The sequence below is a fragment of the Bradyrhizobium sp. WSM1743 genome (genome assembly GCF_000473065.1).
Classification (GTDB): Bacteria; Pseudomonadota; Alphaproteobacteria; order Rhizobiales; family Xanthobacteraceae; genus Bradyrhizobium.
In genome coordinates, this window is record NZ_AXAZ01000083.1 from 24254 (window position 1) to 33811 (window position 9558).

Below are 9558 nucleotides of genomic sequence, written 5' to 3' on the forward strand. Positions count from 1 at the left end.
ACCAAGGTCCGGATCGAGCCGATGTTGCCTCAATGGTGGGCCGACACGCCCTTGACGCACTGGGTCAACAGATCAGCGGTGGCGGATTGCCCGACATCACCCAGGCTGATCATGCCGACCATCCGCTTGCTCTTGTTGATCACAGGCAGCCTGCGGATCTTCAGCGTCTCCATGTGGTGCACGGCTTTCGCCAGATCGTCGTCTTCCCGGCAGCAATGGATGCCTTCAGTCATCACGTCCCGCGCTGTCATGCCTGCGGCGTTGAAGTCCTTGCGCGCAAGGCCTTTGCAGACGATGTCGCGATCAGTCACCATCCCGATCAAATGGTCGTCTTCGCCGATCGGAATGCAGCCGATGTCGTGCCCTTGCATCAACTTCGCGATCTCGGTGATCGGGGTGTCGGGGCTGACCCAATCGACGCCCTTGTGCATCACGTCCTTGACTTTCATGGAGGACCTCCGTTGCGAACGCAGCCCCCGCGACTTGACTATACAACGAATCGCGCGCAACCGCACGCGTCGCCGCGACGGGCGTGCCTGGAATCATCCTGCTGTCATGCCGCGTCAGTCGTGCACACTGAAGCGTCCATGCGGTGCACTGGCCGTCAGGCGTGCGAACTGCGCATGGGTGAGCTGAAGCAGCGTCTCGTGATCGCCGGCTTCGATATAGACCTCAGGCTGGGCCTGGATGCTGTCGTCGACGATGAGGTCGAGGCCGTAGCACCGGCCGACCGCCGGAACGGCTCCGGGCGCGCAGTCCGCGAACAGCCGGCTGATCTCGCTTTCGTTGGCCATGGCGAGATCCTCGCCAAGCCTCTCCTTCAGGTCCGGCAGGTTGAGATGGTGCGATGCCGGCACGACCGCGAGCATGTAGCCGCCGTCATGCCGCAGCACCACGGCCTTGGCGAGGTGATCGCCCGAGACGTGACAGGCTTGGGCCGTGCGCGCGGATGACATGGTGAGGGGGTGTGGGATCTCGGCATAGTCGATGTTCTCGGCAGCCAGATACCGGTGCAATGTGGGGGCAATGGTCATGGCGTAGCCTTTCGGATGGGTGTGCGAGCCATCCACCGTGAGGCTGCCCCGCCGCACGATGGGCGGCCGCGTGATTGCCGGACTGCAGCATAGGCCTTACCCTCGAAGGCCGCAATCAGAGCGTTTGTCCAGCGAAGTTGACCGGCGGTAGGCTGGTGGCTCAATTGTATCGATATTTCAAATGTATAGGGTTCGTAGCTTTGTTTGGAATGGGTCGCCATGTCCCTCACGTCGGACATCCCCGAGATGTGGCTGCTCCTGAGCCACTACCCCCGTTCGCTATACGTGCCCGGCTGCCGCTGATATGATCCTGGAACGGTAAACGGCAGCTCGCCGCCATACTTTTTCTGCGATGCCGGCCTTCTGATCGGACTCGATCCCGCTCGCGCCATTTCGCATTGCCTCGACAAGAACGCTGAACAAATTCGTCAACGGCTGCCGTGTCCCCGTTCACATTGGGAGATGTGCCATGGCTGCATCGGACTGGCGTCTCGAAGGCGAATGGATGAAGAATTGCAATTGCGCGTTTGGCTGCCCCTGCGATTTCAACGCTCTACCGACCCATGGCTATTGCAAAGGCATGGTCGGCATGCGGATCACGAGGGGGCATTTTGAGGGCGTCAAGCTCGACGGCCTTTGTTTTGCGGTCGTGGTGGATTTCCCCGGCGCACTGCATCAAGGCAACGGCACGATGCAGCCCATCGTCGACCAGCGCGCCACGCCGGAGCAACGACAGGCGCTGTTCAACATTCTGTCGGGCAAGCATTCGGCCGAGGGCACGCTGTTCCATATCTTCAGCCTGATCGTGACGACCATTCGCGACCCGGTTTTCGCGCCGTTCGAATTTTCCTTCGACAAGAATGGCCGTGTCGCAAAACTCGTTGCCGGCGATGTGCTCGAGACCGAGGTGGAGCCGATCAAGAATCCCGTGACCGGCACTCCCCATCGCGTTCAGGTGGTCATGCCCGAGGGCTTCGAGCACAGGGCTGCCGAGGTCGCCTCCGCCAATATCCGCTCGACCGGTGCGATCTCGTTCGAGACCCAGGGCACGCACAGCTCGCTCGCCAATGTCGTGCAGACGCCCGAAGGAGTTGCGGCGTGATGCGGCGCTGACACCGAGACAACATCTCGGTGTCAGCGCCTCATCGCCATCCTGGACAAGTCGATGCAGGGGCGGCTGATGTTGGAACACCTGCTCCACCGTGACCGGCTGATCGTTGCGATCGGGACCGCCGCGGTGGTGGCGCTCGCCTGGGCCTATCTCGCTGCGGGCGCCGGCATGGATACCGAGATGATGGCCGACATGCCGGACATGGCGCCGATGCCATGGACGCCGCTCTATGCAGTGCTGCTGCTCGTGATGTGGTGGGTGATGATGATCGCGATGATGGCGCCGAGTGCGGCGCCCACCGTTCTCTTGTATGCGACCGTCAAGCGCAAGCAGGAGACTGCCTCCCGCGCCGCGATCGATACCTGGATCTTTCTCGCCGGCTATCTCGCGGCGTGGGCGGGGTTCAGTCTCGCTGCGGTCCTGATGCAAGGAGCGTTCGAGCGCTTCGGGTTGCTGTCGATGGCGATGGCCAGCACCAGCGCGGTTCTGGGCGGCAGCGCTCTGATTGCCGCGGGGCTTTATCAGTTCACGCCGCTCAAACAGGCCTGCTTGCGCTACTGCGAGAGCCCGCTGCTGTTTCTCAGCAGGCATTGGCGGCCCGGCACGCGAGGGGCATTCCGCATGGGGCTGCGCCACGGCAGCTACTGCGTGGGCTGCTGTTGGTTTCTGATGATATTGCTGTTCGTCGGCGGCGTGATGAACTTGGTCTGGATCATCGGCATCGCGCTCTATGTCGCCGCGGAGAAGCTGCTGCCGTTCGGCCGAAGATTGAGCTATGCGGCAGGCGCGCTCCTCATCCTGTCCGGCACGATCGTTCTTGCGCGCGCGATGTGAAAAGCCGGTTCAATGACGGCTAAAGTGTGCCGCTTTCGACATGCCAATGCGCGTGATTGCTCAAAACCAGCGGACCTCCGTGATGATACGGATGTTATAAGCTGAAGAATTGCGCTTTATCCAAACAGAAACTTAAGGCTGTTCCACCTAACTTTGCGCTGTGAACAGCACCCGCGCGCCGCTTTCTGCCGCGGGTGTCCCTGTGCAGTCGAGGCGGAGACAAGGCGATGCCATCACTGGGGGCGAGCGCAGTTCTGCCCTGGCGGCCGAAGCGAGGGCGCGCGTCGTGATTTCCGCAGGGGCAGTCCGCAAAGCCGGAAGAACGATCCTGCGGAATGGTCCGCTGCAGATCGCATTGTTCTTCCTGCCCCTGGTCTGGATCGGCTATTTCGCAATCACCTCGTCCGAGCGGACGGACGCGATCCAGCAAGCGCGGTCGCACGGCAACAGCGTCGCCGAATTGTTCGAGGAAAACACCGAGCGCATCTTCGAGCGCGTCGATCAGTCGCTGCTGGTGGTGCGCGCACTTTACGCCCAGGATCCGCTGACCTTCAGCCTGAAGTTCTGGTCGGACAAGGCCCGCATCGCGACCGGCGACGTGGTTCAGTTCGCACTGATCGGGCTGGACGGCTACATGCTCGATACGACCACGGGCTATTCCGGCCCGCCGCTCTATCTCGGCGATCGCGAGCACTTCATCAACGTCATGGCGCAAACCGATGACCGCCTTTACGTTGCCAAGCCAGTACTGGGGCGGGCGTCGCACAAATGGACCATCCAGCTCGCGCGAAAGCTGTTCGACCTCGCCAGAAATCCGGTCGGCGTGGTCGTCGGCTCGATCAGCGTCGACGTCGTCGGCAGGTTCTACGACACCGCAAAGCTCGGCGCCGGAGGAACGCTAGTGCTCAGAAATGCGAACCACGTCGTGCTGGCCGCCCGGGGCGTGGACCAGGGCTCCGTGCTGGGACAACGCGCCGAACCGCGTCGAGGGCGAGCTGGGGGACGGCTTCTACGCGCAATATTGGAACGAGAACCGACCGAACCGCAGCGACCGGCTGATCACCGCGCGCAGGTCGCGCGCGTTTCCGCTCATCTTCACCGTCGGCATTTCGGAGCAGGAGATTTATTCCCGCGCCGCCTTCAGGCAGAAGGTCTATCTCGGCGGCGCGCTGCTGCTTACGTTCATCATTCTGGCCGCGACGACATTTCATTGGCGGCGGCAGCAGGCGCTGGATCGCGCCCACCGTGAGCTGCGCGATTTTGTCAGCAAGTTCGAGGATGCGCTCAGAAATCTTCCCCAGGGCCTGAGCATGTTCGACGGTCGTGACCGCCTGATCGCGTTCAACCGGCAATGGCTCGAACTCTACGGACTCATACCGGAAGACATCCGGATCGGCATGGACTTCCGGGAGGTGTTCGCGAAGCAGACCGCCGTGCTCGATGTTGAGGCGTACCTCGTCGATTTGAAGAACCGGCTCGCCCCAGTCGGAGCAGATCTCCAACACCGTGCAGTTTCCGGATGGACGGGTCGTCTACATCTCCTACGGCCGGCGCGAGGGCGGCGGCTGGGTTGCCACTCATGAGGACATCACCGAGCGCAAGGCGTCGGCGGACCGCATCGAGCGGCTGGCGCATTATGACAGCCTGACCGGCCTTGCCAATCGCAACCTGTTCAAGGAGCGCATCGACGCGGCGCTGGCCCGCTCGCGCCGGCTGGAGCCCGCCTTCGCGGTACTCCTGCTCGATCTCGACAAGTTCAAGTCCGTCAATGATGCGCTCGGCCACCAATGCGGCGACGCGCTGCTGAAGCAGGTTGCCGACCGGATCAAGTCGCAGATTCGTGACGCCGATACGGCGGCGCGAATCGGCGGCGACGAGTTTGCCGTGATCGTGGCACCTAGCCGGGTCGCGATGTGCGACGCGGCTGCGAGCCTGGCGGCGCGGCTGGTCCAGGCCATTGCCGAGCCCTATCACATCGATGGCCATCCCGTCGTGATCGGCTGTAGCATTGGCCTTGCACTCGTGCCCGAGCACGGCACGCGGGTCGACGAGGTCCTTCGCAACGCCGATCTTGCGCTCTACAGGTCCAAGAATGCCGGCCGAAGCTGTTTCCACATCTATTCAGCGGAGCTCAAGGCCGAAGCGGATCAGCGCAACGTGCTCGAGATCGAGCTGCGTGAAGCGATCTGGCGCGAGGAGATCGAGGTATTTTATCAGCCCGTAATCGAGCTCGGCACCGGTCGGGTAAAATCGGTCGAGGCCCTGGCGCGCTGGCATCACAGCATCAGGGGCTACATTCCGCCGGCAGAGTTCATTGCCGTTGCGGAGGCGGGGGGCCTGATCGTCGAGCTCGGCAATCAGGTGCTCGCCAGGGCCTGTCGCGATGCGACGAGCATGCCCGCCGACGTTAAGGTCGCTGTCAACCTCTCCGCCCTGCAATTTGCCGGCACCAATCTCGTCGACACCGTGACGTTTGCGTTGGCGCAGAGCGGCCTTCCGCAACCCCGCCTCGAGCTCGAGATCACCGAGAGCGTATTTCTCGCCGACAGCGAGGAAAATCTCAAGACGCTCCAGCGCCTCAAGGCGCTCGGCGTCTCCATTGCCCTCGACGATTTCGGTGTCGGCTACTCGTCATTGTCCTATCTGACCGCGTTTCCGTTCGACAAGGTCAAGATCGACAAGTCATTCATCGACCGGATCGATCGCAGCGAGACCGTTGCCGTGCTGAAGTCCATCGTGCAGCTCGCGAAGACGTTGAAGCTGTCGATCGTCGCCGAGGGGGTCGAGTCCTCCGAACAGGTGAGACGGCTCCAATCACTCGGCATCCCGCTCGGCCAGGGATTTCACTTCAGCAAGCCCGTGCCGCTCGCCGGCCTCTCCTGGCAAGCCCCCACGGCGCGCCGGAAACGCCGGGCGGCGTGAGCTGAATGCCTTCCGCGCTTGTCATCATGTCGCTGCAGCCCTTGCGTCCAAGAGTGAGAAGCTGAGCAGGTGAACTTCCTTCGTCTAAATTGCCTCGCATTATTAATAGCTTAGACGATGAGGCTTGGTCGGCCCCCTTGAGACGTTCGGCTTCCGCCGAGAGCCGAAGCAGCGCGCCGCGGAGCCAATTCCCGGGCCGGTCGCATCCGCCCATTCCTGGCACTCTGCTTGCTCAGCCAGGACCAATTCCAGGCCTCGGCGGAGAGGCCGTTTCAGGTTGAGGCAAGCGATGCAAGAAGTGTCCCGTTCTGGTGCTGCTGATGAACTCCGGCTCGACGCGTTGATCGCGGATTTGTGGTGGCGCGTTCGGCTGATTAACACCGACATTCTCGAGGAAGAGGCCCGCGCCGGGGTGTTCGATGCGCACCAGCCGACCTATCCGCTTCTCGCGCTCAACCTTCGCGCTCGACGCGATAACCTGGTCGCGACGATCGGCATGCTCGAGCAGCGTGCGAGATCAACGTCGGAAGCGGCTTGAGAGCAGCTCGCGGCTTACACCGGCAACGTCAGCAACCGCGCCAGCCGGCTGGCTGTCGCTGCGAGGACGGGACCGGATGCAACGAGCATCATCGCATGCCTCGAATGCTTGTCGGGGGCATGAGTTGAATTCACGCCACGCCTGCCTGTGATATTGCTGGTCTCGCCAATCCCGCGAGGCCTCCATGCTCCCCATTCCCGCCGATATCTTCACCGAGCCCAAGGACATCTCGCCCGACGGACTTGCCAATCTCGGCCCGCTCCATCGTCTCGCCGGCGTCTGGCAGGCGGACAAGGGCATCGACATCAATCCAAAGGCGGAAGGGCCGGAGCGGCGGACGTTCATTGAGCGCATCCGCATGGATCCGATCGATCCGCAGGCCAACGGGCCGCAGCTCTTCTACGGGCTGCGCTATCACATCCACATCAACACGCCCGAGGAAGACATCACCTTCCACGACCAGGTCGGCTACTGGCTGTGGGAGCCGGCGACTGGCCTGATTATGCAAACGCTGGCGATCCCGCGCGGGCAGGTGCTGCTGGCCTCGGGTAAGGCCGGGCCGGATGACAGGACAATCTCGGTCGCGGCCAAGCGCGGCGACACCGCCTACGGGATCTGCTCGACCGATTTTCTGGAACAAGCGTTCCGCACCGATGCTTACCGCTGCGACATCACCTTCAACGACGACGGCAGCTGGACCTATCTGATCCAGACCGAGTTGTTCGTGCGCGGCGCGCCGTTCAATCATCGCGACACCAACACGCTCCGGCTCGTCGCGCCGCCAAAGCTCAATCCGCTGGCGGTGATCGTGAACGATCGCGCCAAGGAGAATGCGGGTGGCGATGGATCGGCGGCCTGAGCGCTGCTCGGAGGATTGCATGAAGCCTTACGTCATCTGCCTGATGCACTCCAGCCTCGACGGCCGCACGCATCCCAGCCGCTGGCGTCCGAAGGGGGCCGGGACGGACTGGTTCGAGAAGATCCATGATGAGCTCGGCGGCGATGCCTGGGTGATCGGCCGCGTCACCGGGTCGGAGTTCGCCAAGGGCAAGCCCTATCCCGCGACGGACGCAACGTTCCCGCGCGAAAACTGGTTCGCCCGGCGCGATGCGAAGACCTATGGCGTCGTGCTCGATGCGCAGGGCAAGATCGGCTGGGGGCGCGCGGACATCGGCGGCGATGCGATCGTCGTCGTGCTGACCGAGAGCGTCCCGGATTCGCATCTCGCTGGTCTCCGCAGCGAGGGCGTGTCCTACATCTTTGCCGGCAAATCCGAGATCGACCTGGCCCTGACGCTGGACATTCTCAGCCATGAACTCGGCGTGAAGCGTCTGCTGGTCGAGGGCGGTGGCGTCGCCAACGGCGCGTTCCTGCGCGCCGGCCTCATCGACGAATACAATCTGATCCTCAGTCCCGCAATCGACGGTGCAAAAGGCGCCCCCTTGGTGTTCGATTCGACGGAGGCGGACAGCGACCGGCGCGCGCCGATCACCGCGATGACGCTGGAGAGCACGCGCCAGCTCGGCGGCGGTGTCCTGCTGCTGCGATATCTGATCAATAACGATCCGCAAGCCGCGAGCCGGTAGGGCGCGGCCATGTCCGATAGTTCCGAGCACATCGTCATCGTCGGTGCCGGCGCGGCCGGCCTGATGGCGGCGCGCGAGCTGGTGCGCGCCGGCCGGAAAGTGACGATCCTGGAGGCGCGCCAGCGCTGTGGCGGCCGCATCCATCCGCTGCCGGCTTCGGAGTTCGGCTATCCCGCCGATGGCGGCGCTGAGTTCGTTCATGGCGAGGCGCCGGTCACGCGCGCACTCCTGCGCGAGGCCGGGCTGTCCCTCCAGGAGATCGAAGGCGAGCAGTGGAGCTTTGACGGGACCAAGCTCTCCCGCGAGGAGCGCCTCGATCCCCATGAGGCGGAGCTTCAAGCCGTGCTGCGGGACTTGAAGGACGACCTCACGGTCGCCGACTTCCTGCGCCGGCATTTCGCCGGGGACGACTATGCGCCGATGCGCCATTCGATCGAGCGGATGGTCGAGGGTTATGACGCGGCCGATCCTGAGCGCGCGTCCACGCTGGCGCTGCGCGCGGAATGGATGGACGGCGGACACGCTCCGCAGGCGCGCATCGATGGCGGATACGGTGCGATGATCGAGGTGCTGGCCGCCGACTGCCGCAGGTACGGCGCCACAATCCGTCTCGGCAGCGTCGTGTCGGCCATTACGGAGGAGGGCGGCGCGGTGGCCGTTCGCTGCGCCGACGGCGATGTGCACGCCTCCGATCGCGTCATCCTCACCGTGCCGCTGCCGCTGCTGCGCGAGATCGCGCTGCCGGCGCAGGCGCGCGCGAAGCTTGCTGCTGCCGACGACATCGGCTTTGGCAACGTCATCAAGATCGTGCTGCGCTTCGCGCGGCCATGGTGGCGCGAGCGCAACGACAATCTCGCGGACATGACTTTCCTCTTGTCCGACCTGGCGATTCCGGTGTGGTGGACGCAATATCCGAGCCAGCATGCCGTGCTCACGGGCTGGTTCGGCGGCCCGCGCACGACGGAGCTGGAAAGCCTCGACCCGCAAGGACTGATCGATGCCGGGCTCGGCTCGCTCGCCGCCGTCTTCGGCCTGCCGCGCGATAACATAGCGCGCGAACTGGTGGCGGCGGCTGCGACCAACTGGGCGCATGATCGCTTCGCGCGCGGCGCCTATTCGTGGGCGACGCCGCGGACGCGGGAGGCACAAGCGATCCTCGCGCGTGCCGACGGGCGGGTGCTGTTTTCCGGCGAAGCACTCTATGGCGGCCGCGACATGGGCACGGTCGAGGCGGCGCTCGCGAGTGGCCTCGAGACGGCAGGGAAGATCTTGCAGGGATAATCGGGATAGGGGGAAGCCTCGCGGCTTCTCCCCTCCCACACCACCGGACATACGGGTCCGTATCCGGCGGTTCGGTAGATTATGCTGGTTGCTGTGCCGCGACGGAAGCCAAGCCGAGTGCCCTGAAGAACGCGATTGGCATGGCGATGGTGAGCGCGGGGCTGTTCGCGAGCCGCCAAGGGCCATGTGGGTTGCCGACGGTTTGTGCCGCCAGATTCCGGCCGACGCCGCGACGTCGCAACTCGGCGAAGC

11 protein-coding genes are annotated in these 9558 nt (G+C 63.8%); 8 read left to right on the plus strand and 3 right to left on the minus strand.

Annotation, left to right across the window (positions count from 1 at the left end; genetic code table 11):
* Positions 1-29 precede the first annotated feature (29 nt).
* Both YU9_RS0133275 and YU9_RS0133280 read right to left on the minus strand, forming a co-directional pair.
* Positions 30-449, minus strand: a complete 420-nt coding sequence (locus YU9_RS0133275) for a CBS domain-containing protein (protein ID WP_027576648.1) — start codon at positions 447-449, stop codon at positions 30-32.
* A gap of 114 nt (positions 450-563) precedes the next feature.
* Positions 564-1034 carry an aminoacyl-tRNA deacylase gene (locus tag YU9_RS0133280; protein ID WP_027576649.1) on the minus strand — a complete coding sequence of 157 codons (471 nt, stop codon included), beginning with the start codon at positions 1032-1034 and terminating at the stop codon, positions 564-566.
* A 469-nt stretch (positions 1035-1503) separates the two neighbouring features.
* Between YU9_RS0133280 and YU9_RS0133285 the strand changes: the two genes are divergently transcribed.
* Positions 1504-2136: a DUF1326 domain-containing protein gene (locus YU9_RS0133285; RefSeq protein ID WP_027576650.1), complete on the plus strand. Its 633-nt coding sequence runs from the start codon at positions 1504-1506 to the stop codon at positions 2134-2136.
* A gap of 78 nt (positions 2137-2214) precedes the next feature.
* On the plus strand, positions 2215-2979 hold the full coding sequence (locus YU9_RS0133290; protein ID WP_245266625.1) for a DUF2182 domain-containing protein: 765 nt from the start codon (positions 2215-2217) through the stop codon (positions 2977-2979).
* 94 nt (positions 2980-3073) lie between these two features.
* On the opposite strand, the gene YU9_RS46535 is transcribed toward YU9_RS0133290, so the two are convergent.
* On the minus strand, positions 3074-3745 hold the full coding sequence (locus YU9_RS46535; RefSeq protein ID WP_084299157.1) for a hypothetical protein: 672 nt from the start codon (positions 3743-3745) through the stop codon (positions 3074-3076).
* A gap of 145 nt (positions 3746-3890) precedes the next feature.
* Between YU9_RS46535 and YU9_RS46540 the strand changes: the two genes are divergently transcribed.
* From YU9_RS46540 to YU9_RS0133320, 6 genes are all read left to right on the plus strand, one after another.
* A complete protein-coding gene (locus YU9_RS46540) occupies positions 3891-4562 on the plus strand; it encodes a PAS-domain containing protein (protein WP_084299158.1) in 672 nt (223 codons plus the stop codon).
* Positions 4486-5901 (plus strand): bifunctional diguanylate cyclase/phosphodiesterase, encoded by a 1416-nt coding sequence (locus YU9_RS43235; RefSeq protein WP_051380601.1) that lies wholly within the window; start codon positions 4486-4488, stop codon positions 5899-5901. The genes YU9_RS46540 and YU9_RS43235 overlap by 77 nt, the downstream gene beginning before the upstream one ends.
* Positions 5902-6190: 289 nt before the next feature.
* Complete coding sequence (locus tag YU9_RS0133305; RefSeq protein ID WP_027576653.1) at positions 6191-6439, plus strand: hypothetical protein; 249 nt, start codon at positions 6191-6193, stop codon at positions 6437-6439.
* A gap of 184 nt (positions 6440-6623) precedes the next feature.
* Complete coding sequence (locus tag YU9_RS0133310) at positions 6624-7298, plus strand: FABP family protein (RefSeq protein ID WP_027576654.1); 675 nt, start codon at positions 6624-6626, stop codon at positions 7296-7298.
* 19 nt (positions 7299-7317) lie between these two features.
* A complete protein-coding gene (locus tag YU9_RS0133315) occupies positions 7318-8025 on the plus strand; it encodes a RibD family protein (RefSeq protein WP_027576655.1) in 708 nt (235 codons plus the stop codon).
* 9 nt (positions 8026-8034) lie between these two features.
* The gene (locus YU9_RS0133320) at positions 8035-9306 is read left to right on the plus strand and encodes an NAD(P)/FAD-dependent oxidoreductase (RefSeq protein ID WP_027576656.1); all 1272 of its coding nucleotides are present in this window, start codon (positions 8035-8037) and stop codon (positions 9304-9306) included.
* Positions 9307-9558: the final 252 nt, after the last annotated feature.